24 protein-coding genes are annotated in these 22941 nt (G+C 39.3%); 16 read left to right on the forward strand and 8 right to left on the reverse strand.

Annotation, left to right across the window (positions count from 1 at the left end; genetic code table 11):
- The first annotated feature begins 78 nt into the window (after positions 1 to 78).
- The 3 genes from ACDX78_RS08855 (at position 79) to cspD (ending at position 3004) form a co-directional block, all read left to right on the forward strand.
- The gene (locus ACDX78_RS08855; RefSeq protein WP_486027082.1) at positions 79 to 942 is read left to right on the forward strand and encodes a YtnP family quorum-quenching lactonase; all 864 of its coding nucleotides are present in this window, start codon (positions 79 to 81) and stop codon (positions 940 to 942) included.
- Between the two features lie 250 nt (positions 943 to 1192).
- Positions 1193 to 2365 (forward strand): hydroxymethylglutaryl-CoA synthase, encoded by a 1173-nt coding sequence (locus ACDX78_RS08860; protein ID WP_486027084.1) that lies wholly within the window; start codon positions 1193 to 1195, stop codon positions 2363 to 2365.
- 441 nt (positions 2366 to 2806) lie between these two features.
- On the forward strand, positions 2807 to 3004 hold the full coding sequence (gene cspD / locus ACDX78_RS08865) for a cold-shock protein CspD (protein WP_212926126.1): 198 nt from the start codon (positions 2807 to 2809) through the stop codon (positions 3002 to 3004).
- A 273-nt stretch (positions 3005 to 3277) separates the two neighbouring features.
- Here cspD and ACDX78_RS08870 read toward each other — a convergent pair whose 3' ends face one another.
- Positions 3278 to 3592, reverse strand: a complete 315-nt coding sequence (locus ACDX78_RS08870; protein ID WP_486027086.1) for a PepSY domain-containing protein — start codon at positions 3590 to 3592, stop codon at positions 3278 to 3280.
- 168 nt (positions 3593 to 3760) lie between these two features.
- Between ACDX78_RS08870 and ACDX78_RS08875 the strand changes: the two genes are divergently transcribed.
- Positions 3761 to 4825 carry a M42 family metallopeptidase gene (locus tag ACDX78_RS08875; protein ID WP_486027088.1) on the forward strand — a complete coding sequence of 355 codons (1065 nt, stop codon included), beginning with the start codon at positions 3761 to 3763 and terminating at the stop codon, positions 4823 to 4825.
- 27 nt (positions 4826 to 4852) lie between these two features.
- Entirely contained in the window at positions 4853 to 5368 is a 516-nt protein-coding gene (locus tag ACDX78_RS08880; protein ID WP_486027090.1) for a DUF84 family protein, read from the forward strand.
- A gap of 22 nt (positions 5369 to 5390) precedes the next feature.
- Here the strand turns inward: ACDX78_RS08880 and ACDX78_RS08885 are convergent, their stop codons facing one another.
- Entirely contained in the window at positions 5391 to 5831 is a 441-nt protein-coding gene (locus ACDX78_RS08885) for a YtoQ family protein (RefSeq protein ID WP_486027091.1), read from the reverse strand.
- Positions 5832 to 6054: 223 nt separating this feature from the next.
- Here ACDX78_RS08885 and ACDX78_RS08890 point away from each other — a divergent pair, with 223 nt between their 5' ends.
- The 7 genes from ACDX78_RS08890 to ACDX78_RS08920 all read left to right on the forward strand — a co-directional run bounded on the left by ACDX78_RS08890 (position 6055) and on the right by ACDX78_RS08920 (position 13572).
- Positions 6055 to 6372 carry a thioredoxin family protein gene (locus ACDX78_RS08890; protein ID WP_486027093.1) on the forward strand — a complete coding sequence of 106 codons (318 nt, stop codon included), beginning with the start codon at positions 6055 to 6057 and terminating at the stop codon, positions 6370 to 6372.
- Between the two features lie 46 nt (positions 6373 to 6418).
- Positions 6419 to 7228 carry a DUF1444 domain-containing protein gene (locus ACDX78_RS08895; protein ID WP_486027094.1) on the forward strand — a complete coding sequence of 270 codons (810 nt, stop codon included), beginning with the start codon at positions 6419 to 6421 and terminating at the stop codon, positions 7226 to 7228.
- A 14-nt stretch (positions 7229 to 7242) separates the two neighbouring features.
- Positions 7243 to 7845, forward strand: a complete 603-nt coding sequence (ytpR, locus tag ACDX78_RS08900) for a YtpR family tRNA-binding protein (protein ID WP_486027096.1) — start codon at positions 7243 to 7245, stop codon at positions 7843 to 7845.
- A gap of 133 nt (positions 7846 to 7978) precedes the next feature.
- Positions 7979 to 10399 (forward strand): DNA translocase FtsK, encoded by a 2421-nt coding sequence (locus tag ACDX78_RS08905; protein WP_486027148.1) that lies wholly within the window; start codon positions 7979 to 7981, stop codon positions 10397 to 10399.
- Between the two features lie 687 nt (positions 10400 to 11086).
- The gene (murC, locus tag ACDX78_RS08910; protein ID WP_486027098.1) at positions 11087 to 12385 is read left to right on the forward strand and encodes a UDP-N-acetylmuramate--L-alanine ligase; all 1299 of its coding nucleotides are present in this window, start codon (positions 11087 to 11089) and stop codon (positions 12383 to 12385) included.
- Between the two features lie 325 nt (positions 12386 to 12710).
- Entirely contained in the window at positions 12711 to 13115 is a 405-nt protein-coding gene (locus ACDX78_RS08915) for a DUF948 domain-containing protein (protein WP_486027099.1), read from the forward strand.
- A gap of 22 nt (positions 13116 to 13137) precedes the next feature.
- Complete coding sequence (locus ACDX78_RS08920) at positions 13138 to 13572, forward strand: YtxH domain-containing protein (protein WP_486027101.1); 435 nt, start codon at positions 13138 to 13140, stop codon at positions 13570 to 13572.
- Positions 13573 to 13751: 179 nt separating this feature from the next.
- On the opposite strand, the gene ACDX78_RS08925 is transcribed toward ACDX78_RS08920, so the two are convergent.
- From ACDX78_RS08925 to ACDX78_RS08935, 3 genes are read right to left on the reverse strand one after another with little or no spacing between them, the layout of a single operon-like run.
- The gene (locus tag ACDX78_RS08925; RefSeq protein ID WP_486027103.1) at positions 13752 to 14348 is read right to left on the reverse strand and encodes a hypothetical protein; all 597 of its coding nucleotides are present in this window, start codon (positions 14346 to 14348) and stop codon (positions 13752 to 13754) included.
- Complete coding sequence (locus ACDX78_RS08930; protein ID WP_486027105.1) at positions 14311 to 14706, reverse strand: hypothetical protein; 396 nt, start codon at positions 14704 to 14706, stop codon at positions 14311 to 14313. The genes ACDX78_RS08925 and ACDX78_RS08930 overlap by 38 nt, the downstream gene beginning before the upstream one ends.
- A complete protein-coding gene (locus ACDX78_RS08935; RefSeq protein ID WP_486027107.1) occupies positions 14678 to 15457 on the reverse strand; it encodes a cell division protein FtsA in 780 nt (259 codons plus the stop codon). Before ACDX78_RS08935 ends, ACDX78_RS08930 begins: the two co-directional genes overlap by 29 nt.
- Positions 15458 to 15577: 120 nt before the next feature.
- On the opposite strand from ACDX78_RS08935, the gene ACDX78_RS08940 reads away from it, so the two are divergent.
- From ACDX78_RS08940 to motS, 4 genes are all read left to right on the forward strand, one after another.
- A complete protein-coding gene (locus tag ACDX78_RS08940) occupies positions 15578 to 16663 on the forward strand; it encodes a bifunctional 3-deoxy-7-phosphoheptulonate synthase/chorismate mutase (RefSeq protein ID WP_486027109.1) in 1086 nt (361 codons plus the stop codon).
- Positions 16664 to 16859: 196 nt separating this feature from the next.
- A complete protein-coding gene (gene ccpA / locus ACDX78_RS08945; protein ID WP_486027111.1) occupies positions 16860 to 17855 on the forward strand; it encodes a catabolite control protein A in 996 nt (331 codons plus the stop codon).
- A gap of 118 nt (positions 17856 to 17973) precedes the next feature.
- Positions 17974 to 18798, forward strand: coding sequence for a flagellar motor protein MotP (gene motP / locus ACDX78_RS08950; protein WP_486027113.1), 825 nt, complete (start codon positions 17974 to 17976; stop codon positions 18796 to 18798).
- Positions 18788 to 19582 carry a flagellar motor protein MotS gene (gene motS / locus ACDX78_RS08955; protein ID WP_486027115.1) on the forward strand — a complete coding sequence of 265 codons (795 nt, stop codon included), beginning with the start codon at positions 18788 to 18790 and terminating at the stop codon, positions 19580 to 19582. The genes motP and motS overlap by 11 nt, the downstream gene beginning before the upstream one ends.
- Before the next feature lie 858 nt (positions 19583 to 20440).
- On the opposite strand, the gene ACDX78_RS08960 is transcribed toward motS, so the two are convergent.
- Genes ACDX78_RS08960 through ACDX78_RS08970 form a run of 3 tightly spaced genes read right to left on the reverse strand, consistent with a single transcriptional unit; the run spans position 20441 to position 22902 of the window.
- On the reverse strand, positions 20441 to 21598 hold the full coding sequence (locus tag ACDX78_RS08960; RefSeq protein WP_486027117.1) for an acetoin utilization protein AcuC: 1158 nt from the start codon (positions 21596 to 21598) through the stop codon (positions 20441 to 20443).
- Positions 21595 to 22248 (reverse strand): acetoin utilization AcuB family protein, encoded by a 654-nt coding sequence (locus tag ACDX78_RS08965; protein ID WP_486027119.1) that lies wholly within the window; start codon positions 22246 to 22248, stop codon positions 21595 to 21597. Before ACDX78_RS08965 ends, ACDX78_RS08960 begins: the two co-directional genes overlap by 4 nt.
- Positions 22249 to 22902 (reverse strand): GNAT family N-acetyltransferase, encoded by a 654-nt coding sequence (locus ACDX78_RS08970; RefSeq protein WP_486027120.1) that lies wholly within the window; start codon positions 22900 to 22902, stop codon positions 22249 to 22251.
- Positions 22903 to 22941 lie beyond the last annotated feature (39 nt).

A 22941-nucleotide genomic window follows, 5' to 3' on the forward strand; every position in this document is an offset into this window, starting at 1 on the left:
CAGTAAATTTGTTATGATAAAATTAATTAAGTATGATGTAAAGAGATTCAACTTTGTGTTGCAAGGAGGAGAAGCAAAATGGAAACATTGCAGGTAGGAAGAGCAAAATTAACATGGCTGAACGGGGGAGTTAATTTTCTTGATGGGGGTGCTATGTTTGGTGTAGTGCCCAAAGCCTTATGGAGCAAAAAATATCCTCATAATGATAAAAACCAAATCGAGCTGCGGACAGATCCGATTTTACTGCAGCTGGACGGGAAAAATTATCTGATTGACACTGGAATGGGGAACGATAAATTAACGGACAAGCAATTGCGGAATTTTGGTGTGAAGGAAGAATCTTCGATAGTAGCTTCATTGGAGAAAGTTGGACTTAATGTTGGTGATATTGATATTGTGCTCATGACCCATTTACATTTTGACCATGCTTGTGGTCTCACGAAAAAAGATGAACAGGGTGAGTTTGGGCCAGTTTTTGAAAACGCTAAAATTTACACTTCTGCTGTGGAATGGCATGAAATGAGAAATCCGAATATCCGCTCCCAAAATACATATTGGAAGATGAACTGGGAGCCAATTATTAGCCAAGTAGAAACTTTTGAGAAAGAAATAAAAATTGCTGATGGATTAAAAATGATCCACACGAGCGGTCACAGTGATGGCCATTGTATTCTCGTATTTGAAGAGGGGGAAGACTGCTTCATTCACATGGCAGATATTATGCCGACACATGCCCACCAGAATAAATTGTGGGCATTAGCCTATGACGATTATCCGGTCACTTCCGTACATCAGAAAGAGCAGTGGATGGATTTTGGCTATAAAAAACAAGCTTGGTATACATTTTATCATGATGCCTACTATCGTGCGATAAAGTTTAATGTGGATGGGGAGAGATTGGACGAGGTAGAACGTGAGCGTTATGAGTATGGTGGCAAATAGGGAATAAGCGGTTGTATTAATTTGGAGTACTCGAATTTATTTTTGGGTACTCTATTTTAGTGATAAGGATTGCCTTCAATATTAAAACAAAATTTCTTTCTCCTGCATACAGTTATTGACAGCGATTAAATCATTGTTTTTCCCCACGTAATATATTATTATTTATTGTATGAAAACAGTGTATTGACTTGTTCATTACTTCACTAGCATATTATTATACAGTTTTTTGGCGTTAGAGAGGAGAATCAGTTTGAAAATAGGAATCGATAAAATAGGATTTTACGCACCTCATCTATATTTGGATATGAAAAATTTAGCTGCAGCAAGAAACATTGATTCGGATAAATTTACAATTGGGATTGGACAGGAGGAAATGGCGCTTGCACCGATTACTCAGGATCCGGTAACACTTGCTGCTAATGCTGCTTTGGAAATATTAAGCAAAGAAGATAAACAAGCTATTGATTTTGTGATATTTGGAACCGAAACTGGCATTGACAACTCAAAAGCAGCTGGCGTTTATGTTCATCATTTACTCGGACTAAACGAGCAGGCAAGAACAATTGAAGTAAAGCAGGCATGTTATGGTGCAACTGCAGGGGTTCAAATGGCAAAAGGTCATATAGCGCTAAACCCTGACAGCAAAGTGCTTGTGCTCGGATCAGATATAGCAAGATACGGTCTAAACACTGGCGGGGAGTCTACTCAAGGTGCAGGGGCTGTTGCCGTACTTATGAGCAAAGATCCAAAAATCATGGCCCTTGAAAGTGATAGTACGTATTTAACGAGCGATATTATGGACTTCTGGCGTCCGATTTATTCGGAAACCGCGTTTGTAGACGGGAAGTTTTCTAATGAGCAGTATATTGCATTCTTTTCCAATGTATGGAATGGCTATAAAGAAAAAACAGGGCTTGGCATCAAAGATTTTGAAGCATTATGTTTTCATTTGCCGTATACGAAAATGGGTTTAAAAGCGCTGCGAACCATTTTTGATGAAGGCAGTGAGGAAGATAACGAGCGATTAGTGAATAATTACCAACAAAGCACACTCTATAACCGGATTGTCGGAAATATCTATACGGGTTCCTTATATTTGAGTTTAATATCTTTACTTGAAAATAAACCGGGCCTGGAAGAAGGGGCGCGAATTGGTCTGTTTAGCTATGGTTCAGGCGCAGTCGGTGAGTTTTTCACGGGGATTCTTCAACCCGGATATCAAGACCATTTACGGATAAAGCAGCACACTGAATTGTTTGAATCACGGAAAGAAGTATCAGTTGAAGAGTATGAACAGATTTTTGAAGAAACATTACCTGTGGATGGTTCCACTATGAAGCTTGAGGTTGAAAAAGATCCTGCAGTAATTTGCCTGGCAGGAATAGAAGATAATAAACGACAATATATTAATAAAAATAATTAAAGGGTTCAGCTTCAGGGGAGAAGGTACTCAATAGCATTATATTCAGGGAGTGTAAAGCGCATAGCGTTTCACACTCCCTATTTTGCACTTAAGCGGGCAGCAGAGTGGCAGAAACGAGAATATGTAAGGGTATCATTTGATAAACTGGACTATAAAACACTAAAGGAAGTACAACCATATCGTTGGTATAAAGCCTATGCAGAGCGATTTTGAATATGAAAGTAACTGGTGCAATAATTGAACAAGAAGATTATATGTATAAACCAGACAGAAGAAGGTATCTTTTTTAAATGATACGTGTTATACTATGAATAACTTAAATTGTTCGTGTTAGCAATACAGGATCTATGTCATAGCTTGAAAATGTATATCATCGTCTTGAATTATTATCAGAACAACTAAAGTAATAAACGTGCAGTATGCACAATGGAGGAATTTCACATGAACACAGGTTCAGTAAAATGGTTTAACGCAGAAAAAGGTTTTGGATTTATCGAAGTTGAAGGTGGAGACGATGTATTCGTACACTTCTCAGCAATTCAAGGCGAAGGTTTCAAAACATTAGAAGAAGGTCAAACAGTTTCTTTTGATATCGAAGAAGGTAACCGTGGACCACAAGCAACTAACGTTGTTAAATAATAATTTATAATTGATAAGAAGCCCTTCTGTAACAGAAGGGCTTCTTATTTTTTTGGCAGATAAGAAAGTATAAAACTTTCTTACTGTAAAATGAGAAAGCTGAATTAAAGGTAAAAAACACACCATTTTATGAGTTGTTTTGCTTATTATATTCATAATGCTAATTGGTAAGTTGTCTCTACTATTATTAGCATTTCTCTCCCCAAAATGGATCAGTTGTATTTGGTTTACTAAACGTGATATCTATCCGGCCTATGTCATAAATACTGATTTCTATGTTGTTTCAATCGAATCAATAACCGTTCCCGTTTCAAGATCCACATAAAATTCATATTGCTTATTAGTTCCATCCACATTACGGGTAACGCCGCCTTTATACGCATCATACAACAATCCGTTCATTTCCACTTCCTCCGGCTTCATATAAATCCAAGAGCCACTTATTGGACCGCTCTTTTTATATGTTTCTTTTGCCCGATTCAATGCTCTTTCCGGGGTTATTTTTTGAAAGTTTTCCATTTGTTGACCAGCTAAGTAACCAACTACAACTCCTATCCCTGCAGCAAGTGCTACTCTTTTTACACCCATTGTTCTTTCACCTCTTGTAAGCAATTTAAATTACATAATATATACTCCTCATTATACAGGAAAGCAATTAAAATAGAAAATTAAATAAGCAAACAATTGGAAAGTGGAAACAAATTGTCGCTTTCCGTTATACTTAACACTATACATAGAATCTAATGGAGGGATTACATGAACCAGGAAACGAAGGATTTATTTAAAAATCTAACTGAACTGCAAGGAGCCCCGGGGAATGAACAGTTAGTCAGAGGCTACATGGAAAAGGAATTAGAAAAATACGCTGATGAAGTGATCCAGGATAATCTCGGTGGTGTATTCGGTGTGAAAAATGGGGAAGGTCCGAAAGTAATGGTTGCCGGACACATGGACGAAGTAGGCTTTATGGTCACCCAAATTACGAAAAACGGAATGATTCGCTTTCAAACGTTAGGAGGCTGGTGGAATCAGGTATTACTTGCTCAGCGCGTACAAGTAATGACAAATAATGGGCCTGTGGTTGGTGTGATTGGTTCCATTCCGCCGCATAATTTGACGCCTGAACAGCGGAAAAAGCCGATGGAAATTAAACATATGCTGATTGATATCGGGGCGGATGACAAAGAGGATGCAGAACAAATTGGTGTAATACCTGGGCAGCAAATTGTTCCTTTGACACCATTTACGCCGATGGCTAACGAGAAAAAAATCCTTGCTAAAGCTTGGGATAATCGTTATGGCTGTGGTTTATCCATTGAATTACTAAAAGAATTGCAAAGTGAAACGGTGCCAAACAAGTTATATTCTGGGGCAACAGTTCAGGAAGAGGTGGGCCTTCGCGGGGCACAGGTTGCAGCGAATATGATTAAGCCGGATATTTTCTATGCGCTCGATGCTTCCCCTGCCAATGATGCAAAAGGGGATGAAAAAGAATTCGGTCATGTTGGAAAAGGTGCCTTGCTCAGAATTTTTGACCGCACGATGATAACGCATCGTGGTATGAGAGAATTTATTCTGGACACAGCAGAATCCAATAATATTCCGTACCAGTTTTTTGTATCTCAGGGTGGAACGGATGCAGGACGTGTACATATCTCAAATGATGGCGTGCCGTCTGCTGTTGTAGGTATTTGTTCGCGTTATATTCATACTTCGGCTTCCATCATTCATGTAGATGACTATGCAGCTGCAAAAGAACTGCTTGTAAAGCTTGTAAAACAAACGGACCAAAATACAGTAGATCAAATTAGAAAAGCATAAATTGTTACTAGAAATGGATGAACGTATGTGAATATCATTTTAGGTTCTGAAAACCCCGCTAAAATAGAAGCAGTACGAGCTGTATTTCCGGAAAGAGATATAATTGGCGTAAAAGTTTCGTCTGATGTCGCTGCACAGCCATTCTCCGATGAAGAAACAAGGCAGGGAGCGATGAACCGAGCGATGAAATGCTTGGATTACGACCCTTTTTCCAGAGGGATTGGATTGGAAGGCGGCGTAATGTACCTGAATGATCAGCTCTTTTTATGTAATTGGGGAGCACTCGTGGCACCGGATAAAGATGTTTTCACAGCGAGTGGTGCAAGAATTTTACTTCCGGAGGAGATCACCGAAAAGTTGCAGCAGGGTGCTGAACTTGGGAATGTCATGGACAGCTATGCAAAAAAGAAAGATGTAAGAAATAAAGAAGGCGCTATCGGCATTTTTACGAATGACCGAATTTCTCGAAAGTATATGTTTGAACATGTTGTATGGCTTTTGAGAGGACAAATGGAATATTGGGAAAGGAAAAAGCAGCGGTAAATCCCCGCTGCTTTTGCACTTGCTATTCATAAATATAGGCAATCACATCAAGTGCCTGTTCTACCGTTTCCACTGTAATGTTTGCTTTGTTGGATAATTCCTTTAATGGATGCACAAGCGATTCGTCACGGACGATAATGGTTGGCTTGCCCATTGTGATAGCGGCACTTGCATCCATCGCTGTGTTCCACTGTTTATATTTTTCTCCGAATAACGCAATGACAACGTCTGATTTTTGCATAAGCACCTGTGTGCGGAAGTTATTGACACTGGATGCTGCGTCATCGCGGTACACATTATCCGGCTGTTTTCCTAAAATCGCTTCCCCAATATCATCTGAACGATAATGGTTCGTTTGTGGAGCTACAAAAGTTAATGACAGATCTTTTTCCTTGGCGATTTGTTTAACATCTTCACGCCAGTCATCGTGAATTTGTCCAGCTAAATAAACTGTTAAATCCATAATATCCCTCCGTTATTTTTCATGAATCTATCTATTATAGTAAACAATATTCGTGTATTTTTAAAGTAATTGTTACAGCAGGTTCAATTTGAAGGAAATGTGCCGAGTCATTTTTTCTTGCCTAACGGGTTCGAATCTTGGATAATGATAACAAGGTCATGAACATCCATTTTTAATAAGTCTATATAATTAATGTCAAAAGCTTTTGAAGGAGGATGCAGCAATGGAAAATCTTCAATCAACAGATCAATTTAATCAAAAGATAAAAGACAACAAAATAATCATGTATTTCACTGCAGGCTGGTGTCCGGATTGTACATTTATTGAACCTGTTTTACCGGCCATCGAGGAAGAATTCTCCGATTTCACTTTCGTACAAGTGGACCGCGATGAATTTATAGCTATCTGTCAGGACTATGACGTATTTGGAATCCCAAGTTTTTTGGTTTTTCACCAGGGAGAGGAAGTTGGAAGATTTGTAAGCAAAAATAGAAAGACAAAGGAAGAGATCACACAATTTTTAAAAGAACTTCCAGTATAATTGACAGAAGCTTCCAGCTCTTGAATTAAATGAGGAGGCAATAAGTATGAAAATGACGACAGTGAAACTGAAAAATATACTTAAAGAACGTTTTGATAACGAAAATTACCGAACTTCCTATAACAGGGATAAGGATACATTTCGTGTCGAATGGAAGCACGCTAAGAAGGGAATCACGATTACCCTCCCGAACGTCGTCGCCAAATATAATGAGCGCGGCGAGGTTGCCCTCGACGATATAACAGAGCATGTGAGAGAAGCGCTTCGCATCATGAATGAGGAACACCATCTGTCCGGTATGGAAAAAAATATATTCCCTGTTATTCGAGCCACTTCTTTTCCTACTGAAACAAAGTCAAAACAAAAAATGGTGTATAAGGAGCATACTGCGGAAACGAGGGTTTATTATGCCCTTGATTTAGGCAAGTCTTACCGGTTAATTGATGAATCCCTGCTTGAAAAAGAGGGATGGACGAAAGAAAGAGTCGATGAAGTTGCTTCATTCAACCTGCGTTCACGAGAAATTGATTATAAAAAGGATACCGTAGCGGATAATGATTTTTATTTTGTTGCGAAGCAGGATGGTTATGATGCCAGTCATATTTTAAATGAAGCTTTTCTTGAAGAAATGAAAGCCAATGCGAAAGGGGAGGAACTGGCTGTTGCGGTTCCGCATCAGGATGTGCTTATTATCGCGGATATTCAAAATAAAACCGGCTATGATATTCTGGCGCAAATGACGATGAAGTTTTTCGCTGAAGGGCGGATTCCAATTACATCGCTGCCATTTATTTATGAAGATAAACATTTGGAGCCTATCTTTATCCTTGCAAAAAACAGGCCAGAAACCAAATAGGAAGGAAGATTGTGATGGAAGTTTTTTATAATCCGGACGGAATAGGAGATGTACTCATCGTTCCCTTGAAGGAGGGTGAACGTTATAATATAAAACATGAAAAACATGGGGATGTTGTAAAAATAATGGATCTTGAAGGGGGCTTTCTCGGCTACAATATATTTCAAGCATCGAATTATTTTTCACTATCTGAGACAGGACAAATAACTTTAACAGAAGCCCTTTTAAACCAGATAAAGCAGGTCTTTGAAAAAAATGGTATAAAGGATAAGCTGGATGTAGATTTAAGCTCGAAATTTGTAGTTGGTTATGTCACAGATAAAGGCAGCCATGAAAATGCGGATAAACTAAGTGTCTGCCAGGTCGATGTCGGTGATGAGATACTGCAGATCGTTTGTGGTGCTCCAAACGTGGAAAAAGCCCAGAAGGTCGTTGTTGCGAAAGTTGGTGCTGTCATGCCGAGCGGATTAAAAATTAAACCGACAGAATTGCGCGGGGTGCCATCGAATGGTATGATATGTTCGCAAAAAGAATTAGGGTTGCCAAACGCACCAAAAGAAAAAGGCATTTATGTGCTTGAGAACTCCTGCGGGATAGGGGAGCCATTCGAATTTTAATATAAAGGTAAATGACAATCTTTTTTAAGGTGGATTGTCATTCTTTTTATCTTGTTTAAAAAATGTATCGGCAAAATAATTGATATAATGCTAATATAGTATTAACTGTAAGAAAAGAAATGAGTGAAATATGATGTGGGGAAGTTGGAAAGACAAATTAGGCAAGCTTTTTTCAGATAATGAACCGAATAATCATCAGGAAATAGATCAGAAAAACAGAAATCTGAATGTAAAGGCAAAAATGACCTATCAATATCCAAAAGAGAAACCCTTTCGTTTTCCTGTCATCCCTGATCAGCATTCGGCGCAACCAGAACATAAACAGGTTGCAGATAAGCCTGCTTATGAACGGAGAAAGCCTGATACAAAGCAGACAAAGCCAACCGGGAATAGAAAAATAGAGGATACAAGTAAAATATATAAGAAGAAACAGAATACACCATTTAAACCAACAGAAGTTCCTTCGCCGATTTACGGATTTCAGCCTCGAAGAAATAGAAACGAGATTGAAAATGTACCCGCGTATAAACGAAAAAGAGAGAAGCACCAAGAATTTGCGGAAGAAATTAAGACTGAAGATGGGGAGGAAGGCATTCAGCAAACAGCAGCAATGTTCTCTCCCGATAAATATGAAAATAATCAGGAATACCTAAATATTCAGCAGGATCCATCTGTCAGTGAGGAAACAACGGAGCAAGAAGTAGAGGCGGGATGGGCTGGCAGTGAGAGCGGCATCCCGAATACCGATAATAAACTAAATGCCGTTGATAATTTTTCCACAAAAACAGAGACAGGAAAATTTATCACTGAAAGTTCAATGACGAATACGGGGGATGAAGTACAAAATCCAGAGGAAAGCATCTCAGCAAAGCCAAGACAAACAAGCGAGCAGGAAAATAAAGCTATGCCTGTTCGCGAGAGAAAGGATTCTTCGCGTTCGGAATCAATTACAGATTCACAACAAAAATCAATCAAAAATCAATCAAAAGAAAATCCTGTTACATACCGGAAACACAGCCAAAAGGATAAAAGAAATCAGCAAGAGAAAAATAAAGTACCTTTCAATGTCATGATGACGCCAGCTGACAAAAAAAGACAGCTGGAGCGGGAAAAACAGGTAAAAGATACTTCAATCGAGATGAAAAGATTCAAACGGGTCCCTTACCATTTGCTTGATGACAAAGAAGAGTCAACCAATGAGGATCACAGGTGGATTCGCCAGCAGAGAGAATTGCTGGAGGAAACATTGAAGCATTTTAATGTGCGGGCACGTGTAGTAAATGCTACGCAAGGGCCAACAGTAACCCGATTTGAAGTTCAGCCTGAAATGGGTGTGAAGGTCAGTAAAGTGAAGAATTTAAGCGATGATTTAAAATTGAATATGGCAGCGAAGGATATCCGGATTGAGGCACCCATTCCCGGTAAACGGACAATTGGTATCGAAATTCCGAATAAAAAGGCACAGAAAGTTGGTTTACAAGGAATTTTTGAAACGGATGCCTTTAAAAATAGTGACTCCCCGCTATCGATTGCTTTAGGATTGGATATTGAAGGAACGCCGCTTATTACCAATATCCAAAAAATGCCGCATGGACTTATCGCAGGTGCTACAGGCTCTGGCAAAAGTGTCTGTATTAACACCATCTTAGTCAGTCTTTTGTACAAAGCAAATTATGAGGATGTGAAATTCCTTCTGATTGACCCGAAAATGGTAGAACTTGCTCCGTACAACGGCATTCCGCATCTTGTTTCCCCGGTTATTACTGATGTAAAAGCTGCGACCCAAGCCCTCAAGTGGGCTGTAAGGGAAATGGAGGAGCGTTACGAGAAATTTGTAGAAGAAGGTGTCCGGGATATAGAAAGGTTTAATCAAAAAATAGCCGGGCAAGGCAGGCAGGATGAAAAAATGCCGTTTATTGTGATCGTGATTGATGAACTGGCCGATCTCATGATGGTCGCACCACAGGATGTGGAAGATGCGATCAGCCGAATTGCCCAAAAAGCAAGGGCATGCGGAATACATCTACTTTTGGCTACACAGCGGCCATCTGTTGATGTAATTACAGGTTTGATCAAAGCAAATATACCAACCAGAATCGCCTTCAGTGTCTCCTCCCAGGTTGATTCACGTACCATTTTGGATACGGCGGGTGCCGAGAAGCTGCTTGGCAAAGGGGATATGCTGTTTATTGAAAATGGCACAGGAAAGAGCACAAGACTACAGGGCCCTTTTGTTTCCGATGAGGAAATTGAAAGGGTGAGCGGGTACGCCAGAACGCTGGCAGAACCAAATTATTTATTTGAACAGGAGGATCTGCTTAAAGAAGTATCCACGGAAGAAACAGAAGATGAACTGTTGCAGGACGTGATCCATTTTGTCTTAAACCAGCAAGGTGCAAGTACATCGCTATTGCAACGACACTATAAAATCGGCTATAATCGAGCAGCAAGACTGATTGATACTTTGGAGAATAAAGGAATCATTTCCGGCCAAAATGGCAGTAAGCCAAGGGAAATACTCGTGACACAAACTCAGTTACAAGAGGGTTATTGATGATGATTTTTCAGGTTAAAATGATGCTGACTCATCACAAATATGGCTTTATATTAATTAAATTAACAACTTGTGGAAATCAGTCTGAAACCAGTCACTCAATTCGCGTAATCCACCTTGCAAGAAGGTTGAATTAAAGTGAGTAAGCATCAGTGTTATGTTAGCGGGATGAACATCTATAACCATAAATGTATACAATGTGGTAAAAGAAGCACGAACCTAGGCGAATAAAAACCAATTGTATAAGTTGTTAATCATACCTATTTTACCCAGTCATCCAGATAAAATATACTATGTTTATCGGCGAATTAGATCAACATCAAAAGTAAACAATAATGCTGGAGATACATGGATAAAAAATAGGTTACTTTACTTTAATTAGAAAAGGTTATATTATAGTAGAGCTTTGCATCCCTTGAATACGTTTAAAATGTCATACAAAGGTAAATCGTCTTGTATGAAAAAGCGAAAAATATTTTCAACCCTGTTATATTTTGATATAATGTGAAAATAAGTGTGAGCAAACTCATGTCGTAAGGAAGAAGGTTTAATAATCAAACAATAAAGGAAATATTCATCAATAATAAAATGAATTATGGATAAATAGATACTTTAAGAAGACGGCAGCCATTGATATTTAGAGAATGTGAAACACGTTTCTTACAGCATATTTTGGAGGTTCTTTTTATGACAACTTACCATTTTATTGGTATAAAAGGGACAGGAATGGCTTCTCTTGCACAGATCCTTCGTGATTCAGGCGAAAAGGTGCAGGGTTCAGATGTAGAAAAACGTTTTTTTACACAGAAGGCATTGGAAGAGAAAGGAATTCCGATACTCCCTTTTTCAGAAACTAATATACAACAGGATTTTACCGTCATTGCAGGCAATGCCTTTGCAGATGACCATATTGAAATAAAAGAAGCGAGAAAACAAGGCGTAACATTTTATCGTTATCATGAATTTCTGGGTGAATGGCTAAAGCAATACACAAGTATTGCTGTTACCGGTGCCCATGGAAAAACATCCACAACCGGGCTTTTATCCCATGTTTTACATGAAGCTTTTCCGATTTCGTATTTGATTGGCGATGGTACAGGAAAAGGCCATATGGACAGTCAGTATTTTGTTTTCGAAGCATGTGAATATCGCAGACACTTTTTGCAGTATGAACCGGATTACGCCATTATGACAAATATTGATTTTGATCATCCGGATTACTTCACAAGTATTGAAGATGTGTTTGATGCATTTCAATCGATGGCTGACAGGGTGAAAAAAGGAATCATTGCCTGCGGGGATGACGAAGAACTGCAGCATATTCAGACAAAGGTGCCAATTGTATATTACGGTTTTAATGCCACCAATGATTTTCAGGCGCAAAATGTGCAGGAAACGAAGGATGGTACGGAATTTGATGTGTTTGTCAGAAATACGTATTATGACACATTTACCCTCCCGATGTATGGAGACCATCACATTTTAAATGCACTTGCTGTAATTGCCATTTGTCATTATGAAAATGTGAGTGTGGATGATATTAAGCAATTAAGTACTTTTAAGGGAGTAAAACGCCGCTTTACCGAAAAGAAAATTGATGATCAGATTGTCATTGATGATTATGCCCATCACCCTAGGGAAATCACGGCGACAATTGAATCTGCACGTAAAAAATACCCTGAAAAACAGATCGCTGCTATTTTTCAACCTCATACATTTACGAGGACAAAAACATTTCTGCAGGAGTTTGCTGATAGTTTAAATGAAGCAGATCATGTGTATTTATGCGATATTTTTGGTTCTGCAAGAGAAGATGCGGGTGTCTTGTCCATACATGATTTACAAAATTTAATTGATGGCAGCCAGATCTTAGAGTTATCGGATACACGGATACTAGAATCGCACGAAGACAGTGTGCTTATATTTATGGGGGCAGGGGATATTCAAAAGTTCCAAGAAGCATATGAAAGTATGATCACAGCATAGTCGGATAGTATAGTGAATCTAATGGGTTTGCTATACTATTTTTTATTAAAAATTAAAGGGTTTTCATACATATTTGTCGAATGGTTAATATAAAGAAAGGAAGCTATGCTTGCTTTTTTACCTTTATATTTGTTTCAATAGAGTAAAGTAAGGGTAACAATTATGTAGGCAACGTACTAAAGGCTTTCACGGGATAGGATACGATCGACAACAAGGAATGATACTTACTTGTATATAAATTTTCGTAGTTCTGTCGCATCAGCCTTCATTTGTCATAAATCCCGTACATTCTCATTTAGACATAGTAAAGGAAGTGATAGTCAAAATGGAAATCATGTTGTATATTGCAGCATTCATCGCTGCAGTTGCTTTTGTAGTACTGGTCGTATATGCAATATTTACATTAAAAGAGGCCAAGAAGACTATGAGTAATGTACATGAAACCCTGGATAGTCTTGATAAGCAGATGCAGGGTGTTACCACTGAGGCAACCCAGCTGCTGAATAAAACAAACCGGTTAGCTGAAGACCTAAACCAGAAATCCGAGAAAGTGGACGGGCTGTTTGATGGTGCAAAAAGTATCGGGAATTCGGTGAAAGGATTTAACCAGTCATTGAAACAACTTTCAAACAGCATATCAAAAACAGCAACCGAAGATCCTGAAAAGGTTTCGCAAGCAGTGAAATGGGGATCTGCTATTATTGATTTATGGAAAAGGAAGAAAAAATAATAATCAAGAGGAGGAATAGAGTATGGCAGACAATAACAATATAAACACGAAGGATTTTATTATCGGTACATTAATCGGGGGAATGGTAGGTGCAGCTGCTGCATTATTATTTGCTCCTAAATCAGGTAAAGAACTAAGAGGCGACATTAACGAAGGTGCCAGCCAGGTGAAGGACCGGGCGATTGAACTGGGAAGTACAGCACAGGAAAAAGGAGCTGTGTGGAAGGAGAAAGCTTACACTACTGGTGCCGAGCTGAAGAAAAAAGCGATGGACACAAGCTCTGAGCTGACGAAAACTGCGACAGAAAAAACAAAAGAAATGACAAATTCGGTGAAAGGAAAGATTGAAGAACAACGCCGAAAAGGAGAAAGTACAGTAGATCAAGCTGCAAATGAAGCACAGGAAAAAGTAGAAGCAGCAGAGAAAGCAGCAGAAGAGGTTGAAAAAATGCAATAAGGAAAAGCCAGTTGCCTTTTAATTGGTGAAATTATAATGGATTAATGCACTTGAACGAGATGTTCAAGTGCATTTTTTAATGGAAAATATATTTCAATATGCTTATGATGGTAAATTTGCACTGGGAAAAAATTGATCATGGTTTAAAAGGTCTTCTCAAAACCAAAAGTAGCACCAAATTATTTCCAAACAATTTCCAGGTCATCCCCATGTTGTATTTCGGCATCAAAGGAGGTTGGTTCATTATTTTTCAACAGCGAGAAGTTACCGTTTTTGTTTAATAATTCAATATCAACATAGCGAAATACATCTTGAAAAATAAAACCATTGGTCGATTGTTTTTTAATCGTTATTGCATCATTTCGATGCAGTTTAGCATCGACGTGTACATCCTGTTCATTTCGAAAAACCTTGAGCTGCTTTTCATGTAACGTAACAGTTTCTGTTTGAAATTTGACCTTGATGTGATTGGAATAGCTTTTATCAAGCTGATGAAGCAGGTCATCTACTGTCGGCGGTTGTGCAGGTGTCATTAGTAGCCGATCATGCTGCTTTAATCTATAGCTGCTATCCACTTTGTTGTCATTTACAAATATTCGTGTTTCCCCTATTTCTAAGTTTACTTGCTGGTTATTCACAAATACCGGAAATGCATTTGTGTTTGCTAGCTTTTCAGTTTTTGCATACATAAGAAAATCATGAACTGTTTTAACTTGTTTTAAAGAAATTTTGTCTTTATCACGGATAATATAATCCGGATTTTTTTGCTTCATCATTCACATAATAGTGAACATGCAATGGGGTAGAATCCCCATTAAAAGTAATATTCAGAGGTGGAATTCCGAGGAGTTCTTCCAGACTTACTTTCAGATCTTTTCCATCCATTCCTTTCTGAATAGTAATTTCATCACCATGCTGAATTACTCTATCGACATTTGTTTTTTCGTTATTTAACAGAATGGCAGGGGCTTCGCCAATTTCCCCCGGCAATGTGATACTATTGGAGTTCACTAAAACTATCGATGCCATCTCGGGTTTTCCATACATTTTATTCATATCAATTCCGGCTTGCACGAGATAGTCTCCCACAGTTAATTTCTTCATTTCAAAAAGTCGGATAACTTTTCTGTTCACATAAACACTCACGTAATGTACGGATTTTGTTTTGCTGTGATAGCGATTCCGATTGGTGTGTTCCTTTATTTGTAATCGCAATATCGCTTGAACCCGCACCATTATCGACCAGTGCAACATTGAGACGTCTCATGGATTCCGGTATGAGTACATCAATCGCTGCAATCGGCTCCAGGGTCAATGCTTCCATTTCAAGGCCGGCACGATCCAAAGCGGCAAGGAGAGATTCGACAACAATTTTAGGTAAAAAGGTAGCAATAATCTTAACCGAAGCTTTTTCTCCGCTTTGATCAATAAGTGAGCCGATTTGTTCACCATCAATAGCATAGTGAAGTACGGAATAACCGACACAGTAATAATAGCTGTAATCCTGTGTTTCTCCTTCAACCAGCTGCATTTGCGCAGACTGAACTGCACTTAATTCCAAGTGCTTCATTGTTTCTATCTCTGTAATAGGCTGATGATGAAGATCAATGGAAGCTGTTGATTCTGTTGTTTTTAAAGCTCTGCCGGCAGCAGCTACACAAACTTTTTTGAGTTCACCATGTCTGTTTTCTAGTTTTTCCTTTACCTTCCGAATAATCTCTGCAACAGCCAGCACATTATGTATTTGACCGTCTCGCATGGAACGTTCCTGATGTTCCAGCATATAGTGGTCGGTAATCGAGAAATTTTCCCCATGTTGCTCTAGTAGGATACCACTGACGGATCGGGTGCCGATATCCAAGGCAAATATACAGTTGTCCTCCATAAAATGAATCCTTTCATTCTTTTTAAATTAATTATTAACTTTTTATCGACAAAGCAAAAATAATTAGCTATAATGGTGACTAATTATAAAAAAACCAACTGAGATGAGGAGAGTTGAGCCATGGCAAATTTAGATCAATTACGAAAAGAGCTGGATGAAGTGAATGCTGACATGCTATCACTCATTAATAAGCGTGCAACACTTGTTCAGCAAATTGGTGAAATAAAATCCAAACAGGGAACGAAACGCTTCGATCCTGTACGTGAAAGAGATATGCTAGATCAGATCACTGAACAAAATGATGGACCTTTTCAAAATGCGACAATTGAACATATATTTAAAGAGATATTTAAGGCAGGGCTTGAATTACAGGAAGACGACCATCGCAAAGCACTGCTTGTCTCAAGGAAAAAGAAACCGGATAACACCGTCATTGATATAAAAGGTGCGAAGGTAGGAAACGGAAATACGCAATATGTGATGGGGCCTTGTGCGGTAGAAAGCTATGAGCAAGTGGAACAGGTGGCCGAAGCCGTTAAAAATAAAGGAATAAAATTGCTGCGCGGCGGTGCATTTAAGCCAAGAACTTCGCCATATGATTTCCAGGGACTTGGTGTTGAAGGACTGCAGATTTTAAAAAAGGCTGCAGATAAACATGATTTGGCAGTAGTAAGTGAAATAATTAATCCGGCACATATAGAGGAAGCTTTGGATTATGTGGATGTCATCCAAATTGGTGCCAGAAATATGCAAAACTTTGAACTCTTGAAAGCAGCGGGTGATGTTGATAAGCCGGTACTGTTAAAACGCGGCCTGTCTGCAACCATATCTGAATTCATAAATGCTGCAGAGTATATCATTTCACGCGGGAATGGAAATATCATTCTTTGTGAAAGAGGTATCAGAACGTATGAAAAAGCAACAAGAAATACACTGGATATTTCCGCAGTGCCTGTATTGAAAAAAGAAACACACTTGCCGATCATGGTAGATGTAACGCATTCAACAGGGAGAAGAGACTTGCTATTACCAACTGCTAAAGCAGCACTTGCAATTGGGGCAGATGGTGTCATGGCGGAAGTACATCCGGATCCGGCTGTTGCCCTGTCCGACTCTGCACAGCAAATGGATATTCCCACGTTTAATGAGTTCATGGATGAAGTACATGAAATGGACAAGCGGATGAAAGCTGTGGAAAGCCGTTAACTGGGAAAAGTAATTCATATTGGATGAAATGAAGGCTGGCTATCTTAAATATGGTCAGCCTTCACTTGTTTTTCCAAAAAAGATGATGGCACGTAAAAACCGTATCTCTATAGGGTTTCTTTTTGTAATTTTTTTCAATGTGGAGTATGATAAAGAAAATACAGGATCGATATAGATTTTGCAGGAGGTAGATATTGTGAACATAACAATTTATGATGTAGCAAGAGAGGCAAATGTTTCCATGGCGACCGTATCAAGGGTTGTGAATGGGAACCCGAATGTAAAACCAACAACTAGAAAAAAAGTATTGGGTGTTATTGAAGATTTAGGCTACCGGCCAAATGCGGTGGCAAGAGGTTTGGCAAGCAAAAGAACTACAACAGTGGGTGCGATCATTCCGGATATCTCAAGTATATTCTATGCCGAGCTGGCAAGAGGGATTGAAGATATTGCCACCATGTATAAATACAATATGATTTTGAGTAACTCTGATCAGAATAAAGACAAAGAACTCCAACTTATTGATACGATGCTGGAAAAACAGGTGGACGGGCTCATTTTTATGGGTGGACATATTTCTGAAGAGCATGTACAGCAGTTCAAGACCGCTCCGGTTCCGGTTGTTTTGGCTGCAACGTATGACGAAAATAGTGTGGTACCATCTGTAAATATTGATTATGAGCAGGCTGCATATGAAGCTACAAAGCTTTTAATTGATAGTGGTAATAAACAACCGGCTTTTATTTCCGGACTGGATGACGGGCATATTAATGAACTGAAATACAGCGGATATACTCGTGCGGTAAAAGAACTGAGCGGCTCCGTTAATGAAGACTATATTATTCGGGAGGATTACTCCTATGATTCTGGCGCAGAAGCAGTACAACAGCTGTTAGAACTGAATGAAAGACCTACAGCTGTATTTGTTGCCTCAGATGAAATGGCACTTGGTGTGATCCATGGTGCTCAAGATAAGGGCTACCGTGTACCTGAAGATTTGGAAGTAGTTGGCTTTGACAATACCAGGCTGGCCACAATGGTGCGCCCGACATTATCTACTGTTGTACAGCCAATGTATGATATTGGTGCAGTTGCGATGCGCCTTTTGACTAAATTTATGAACAAAGAAGAAGTGGAGGACCAAAAAGTAATCTTGCCACACCGAATTGAAAAAAGACATTCAACTAATTAAATAATTTGCCGATATAAGGAGTAGATATGATTTCAAGCAGATGTAAATCTGCCTAATTGCAATGAGTGCTTTTCCCATCATTTATGGTGATTAGCCAAGTTTTCTAAGGAGCGGGATTATGAGAAAACGAGATATATTAACTCCTATCGGCATTACGTTTGGTTTTATCATGATTATGCTTGCAGTAGCCTCCAGGGGTGGATCAGAAGGTGCTGCACAGTTTCTCGATATTGCATCGATTTTTATTGTAATCGGCGGACTGATTGCTTCCATGTTAATTAATTTTAAAATGGAACAAATTAAATTGACAAGAAAGATTATGAACGAGGCTTTTCATAAAAATGAACAGCGCCTCCCTGAATTAATTGCCTTATTTATTCAACTATCTGAACGGGCGAGAAGGGAAGGCATTCTAGCATTGGAAAATGAATTGGAAGAAGTGGATGATCCTTTTATAAGAAAAGGCATCCTTCTTGCTGTGGACGGAATTGAACCAGAAGTTATCAATGACATCATGAATGCGGAAATTACCGCAATGGAAGAGCGTCACTACAGGGGAAGGGCGCTTATTGAAAAAGCGGCAGAATACGCACCGGCCTGGGGAATGATTGGTACGCTGGTCGGGCTTGTTCTGATGTTAAATAGCCTTGAAGACCCGGCGACACTTGGACCAAGCATGGCCGTTGCACTACTGACAACTTTGTATGGAACGGTTCTGGCCAATTTGGTTTTTGCCCCAATGGCGAGTAAACTGGAGAGTAAAACAGAAGAGGAAGTTTTTATTAAACAGGTGATTATTGAAGGTGTCATCGGCGTTCAGTCAGGGCAAAATCCAAGAATTTTAGAAGAAAAATTAAGTGCTTTCCTTTCCAACGAGGCGAAGGAGAAACAGGGAGAAGAAGAGGAATCCGGTTTCGTGGAGGAGAGCATAAATGAAGCGTAGGGAAATCAAAAAGCGGAAAAACAGCGGTGCACCTAAGTGGATGGTTACATATTCAGATATGGTTACCCTTATTTTGGTTTTTTTCATTCTTTTGTTTTCCATGTCTCAAATTGACTTGGTAAAATTTGAAGCGATATCGGAATCATTTCAAAACCGGATGATTTTGGATTTCTATCCTTCTGCAATACCGGCAGAAAATCCGACAGAGCATGCAAGTATTGAAGAGCGCGGAGAGAACTCGAATGAATTTGAAACACCGACACAATTAAGAGATAATACAGACCGAGATAAAACAGAAGAGGTTGATGAAGATAATAAAGATTCATTAAGCACTTTATTGGAAGAAATTGAAGCTTATCTGGACGAAAATAACTTAAATAATGTAATAACTGCAAACAGGACCGAACAGGGTGTTGTGCTGGTTTTACAGGAAAGTATCCTGTTTGATTCAGCAGAAGCGGAAATTCTTCAATCGGGAATGCCGTTTTTAGATCGAATCGGTTCATTGCTGCATGATATCCCAAACAGTGTAAAGGTTGAAGGACATACGGACAGCAGACCAATATCCAATTTCAGGTATCCTTCCAATTGGGAATTGTCCGGCGCACGTGCCAGCAGTGTAATCCGCTACCTGATTGAAGAAAATGAATTTGATGAATCGCGCTTTACTTCAGCCGGGTACGCAGACACAAGACCGGCCGTACCAAACGATTCACCACAAAACTGGAGTCAAAACAGACGAGTAGAAATAGTAATTATGGAAGATAATGAAGATGAAGAATGAAACATGGGGGCAGTTCTCCTGTTTCATTTTTTTTGTCTATAAACCATTTTTCTGCCATAAAGTTCATATAATGTATCATATAAAGCATCTATGGTACATGAAGGTTCTAAAAATCGAAAATGACATACCATATAAAGCATCTATGGTACATGAAGGTTCTAAAAATCGAAAATGACATACCATATAAAGCGTCTATGGTATATGAAGGCTTTAAAAATCGAAAATGACATACCATAAAAATCGTCTATGGTACATGAAGGCTCTAAAAATCGAAAATGACATACCATAAAAATCGTCTATGGTACATGAAGGCTTTAAAAATCGAAAATGATGTACCATAGAATCCGTTAATGGTGCATGAAATCCTAAAAGATCGAAAATGACATACCATAAAAATCGTCTATGGTACATGAAGGCTCTAAAAATCGAAAATGACATACCATAAAAAGCGTCTATGGTACATGAAGGCTATAAAAATCGAAAATGATGTACCATAGAGACAGTTAAAGAACAGTTGCCTATCGACGAACAGTACTCAAAGCTGTCTTTATACATCATGTTAAGAATTATCGATAAAACCTCTTTGTAGAGCATAACTATTAACCTGCTAAAAGGAAACGAGGCTGGGACAGAACTCTGAGTAAGCGTTGAAAAGACGAACAACCCACCACATTAGCTCCGGAAATATACGTAGACTCCTGTGGGAGCAAAGGCATCGGGGAGACCCCGCAGTGCGTCAGCACGAGGAGGCTCACCAGCCGCCCGCGGAAAGCGAAGTATATTTCTGGAGCGGGATTTAAGCACAAATTTAAGGATGTTCGGATTTCTGTTTATTAAAATTGTTCTGGACCAGCTTCGTCATTTCACCGGTTTTGTATATTTTAATAAATGCAAAAGCAGTTTTTCGTTTTTTTCCGTAATTTCCACTTTTCTTGGTATCGTTGGTCTGGATTCCTTCGGGTCATGCCAAAACTTCGGCAATTCCACTGGAGCCTGGGGCTGCCATTTTTCTAGCCATGCTGATGGGGTTTCGCCAGCAGCCACCTCATCCGAAGACATCACATTCCAGATTTGTGCCCAGGCTCTTGGGACAACCCGCCAAATATCATAACCACCGCCGCCAAGTGCGATCCATTTCCCCCCGCAATACTGATGTGCCAATTCATGCGAAAGTGCAGGGATACGCTCATAAATTTTCATGGAGGCAGAAAGGTGGGTTAATGGATCATAAAAATGAGAGTCTGCACCATTTTGCGTAACAATCATATCAGGCTTAAAAAATTCCGTGATTTCTCTTAAAGCGGCTTCATACACTTGAAGGAAAGATTCATCTTCGGTAAATGCATCAATCGGCAGGTTAAAGGAATAGCCGTGACCTTCTTTGATCCCGCGTTCATTTACGTTGCCTGTTCCCGGAAAAAGATATCTCCCTGTCTCATGGATCGAAAACGTACAAACATTTGGATCATCATAAAATGCCCATTGAACCCCGTCTCCGTGGTGTGCATCTGTGTCCACGTACAGCACCCGGAGATTGTATTTTTTACGAATATATTTAATGGCGACCGCTCCATCATTATAAATACAAAATCCGGCGGCCTTTCGTTTAAATCCATGATGCAGACCGCCACCAAGATTAAGTGCATGCTCGGCAGCACCGCTCAAAACGGCATCAACCGCCGTTAAAGTACCGCCTACAAGGTAACTGGACGCTTCATGCATATTATCAAAAATCGGTGTATCCTCGGTTCCTAATCCATACTCATATCCGTCTGCTTCCGTTAACTTGCCTTTACTTGCTTTCTTTACTGTTTCAATATAAGCGCGATCATGAAAAAGAGCCAGTTCATCTTCCGTTGCCATGCGAGGTACTATTATTTGCTCTTTACTAAGTTTGTTTGACTGTTCCAATAATTCCTTGGAAAGAATAACCCGTTTTTGATTAAAAGGGTGGTCTTCATGAAAACGGTATTTCAGGAATTCATCGGAAAACACAAAGGAGGCATTGCAGCTCATACTTTTGGCTCCGGAATATTATTTGGCCACATAAGCTCATACCCTGCATTTCTTAAATCTTGAATAATTGGCATCGGATTCATCGTTTGCACGCGGAAAACGAGTATTTTATAATCTGGATCATTCTTAAAAGGATAAATGAGTACGGAAACTATATTTGTTTTTCTTTTTCCAAAAATGGCTGTCACTTCTGGTAAAATACCGGGACGGTGCGGTACTTTCACTTCGATATGCGAGCTTTGTACATGCGTACCTGTTAACTGAATGAATGTGTATAACATATCTTTCTCTGTAACAATCCCAATGAGTTCGTTATTGTTTCGAACAACAGGCAATGCTGCACATTCTTTTTTATAAAAGATACGCGCAATTTCCTCGACAAAATCTAGTGGGTGAATCGTAGTCACCGGTGAACTCATAATTGAACGGATTTCATTTTCCAATTCAGGAGCGTTAGCATCTTTTTCAAAAATGGATGGGCTGGCATCCCGTACGTCGCGATCAGAAACAATACCAATGATGGAAAAGTTCTCATCCACGATCGGTATATGCCTGATCCGATGCTTCTGGAGTATTTCTAATGCTTCTTTAATAGTAGCTGTTGGTGGAAGTGTCACTACTTCCGTTTTCATAATTTCTTCAACTAACATCTATAACCCCTCCCGAATACTTCGATATCGATGTCTCTGTAAAAATCGTAATTTATCAAACGCTTTAACCGAAGACTCCGGAACATTTTTGCCGATCCGGACCATTAAACAATTGGCCGGATGGGAAATGATTTCAGGATCATCTGTTGGTGCAGGTATCAGTCCACCTGAGGCCATCATTTGTTCCATCATTTTACGGTAGTCCCAAATACTTAACGATGTTCTATTCAAATCCCAATGCCAGTAATACTCCGTAGAGATGGTGATGTAATTTTCCATGTAATCATCCATCATGGAGACTTTTAATAAGCCAGAAGCCACGCCTGCTCCCCGGTAATCAGGGATAACCTCAATAGCGCCCAGCATAATCAAATCTTTCATGTTGAATTCTGACCATCTTTCCATTGGGTCAGGATACAGGTATGTAACATAACCGACAATGGTATCTTCTGTTCTCGCTATAATTATTCTGCCTTCAGAAAAATCCGCAATACTTAAAAGTGCCTCGAATTGTTTTTCAGCAGGGCGAAATGCTGTTAATAATTCATGAAAATAATATTTTTTTAATTCCTCAGAAGGAAGAGGACCTTCAATGGTAACTGTTACACCAGAAGCTTCACGTGTTTGCACATGATAGCTCTTCTTATGCTCCATCCATATCACCGCCTACATAATATTTTAATCGCTTACATT

It is taken from the genome of Virgibacillus oceani, assembly GCF_041521345.1.
Classification (GTDB): Bacteria; Bacillota; Bacilli; order Bacillales; family Amphibacillaceae; genus Virgibacillus_N; species Virgibacillus_N oceani_A.